General features: G+C 44.3%; 1 protein-coding gene. It reads left to right on the forward strand.

The window, feature by feature from the left end; genetic code table 11:
• Positions 1-24: 24 nt before the first annotated feature.
• Positions 25-922 (forward strand): transposase (locus AB6T38_RS19205; RefSeq protein WP_372548825.1); only part of this gene is annotated, 898 nt, incomplete at its 3' end.

The raw sequence follows: 922 nt of genomic DNA on the forward strand, positions 1-922 counted from the left end.
GCATTAAGTTCAACAGGAAGAACGATGCCTTTAGCAAGAAAGCGTCAGATTTGTTTAACCGATACCCCCTATTATCACTGTGTTTCTCGCTGTGTACGCAGGGCTTATTTGTGTGGAGAAGATGAAGTCACCGGAAAGTGTTTTGAACACCGCCGTCAATGGGTTGAAGACCGATTACTGTTTCTTTCCACCGTATTTGCTATTGATGTCTGTGCTTATGCCATTATGAGCAACCACGCCCATGTGGTATTGCATGTCAATGTTGACAAGGTTAAGCGCTGGACGGATAAACAAGTGTGCGCAAGGTGGCATAAATTGCACAAGGGAACACTGTTAACTCAAACCTTCATGGGTAGCGACAAACCGTCGTTAACCGAGTCCGAATTAGACAGCTTACAGGCTACCCTATCCATCTATCGACAGCGGTTAATGGATATTAGTTGGTTTATGCGCGAACTTAACGAGCCCATTGCCCGAAAAGCCAATCAAGAAGACCAATGCACTGGCCATTTTTGGGAAGGACGTTTTAAATCTCAAGCCTTATTGGATGAGCATGCAATTGCAGCCTGTATGGTTTATGTGGACTTAAACCCAATCCGAGCAAAACTAGCCAATACGCCTGAAACCTCCAAACATACCAGCATCAGACAACGCATATTCGATTTAAAAAAAGGAAAACAACCTTCCACACTTATGCCATTTGTGGGCAACACAAGACCACACCAGCCAACAGGTTTGCCTTTTGAGCTCATCGATTACCTGAAATTAGTTGACCTATCTGGGCGCACCTTCCATCAAAATAAACGTGGCACTATAAATACTGATGAATCCCCTATCCTGCAGCGACTTGGTTTAGATGAACAAACCTGGAGCAGTCTATTTTCATGCTTTGAAACAACATTTAGTGTGGCCGCTGGCCAAA

It is taken from the genome of Aliiglaciecola sp. SL4, assembly GCF_041538045.1.
In the GTDB taxonomy this organism is placed as follows: Bacteria; Pseudomonadota; Gammaproteobacteria; order Enterobacterales; family Alteromonadaceae; genus Aliiglaciecola.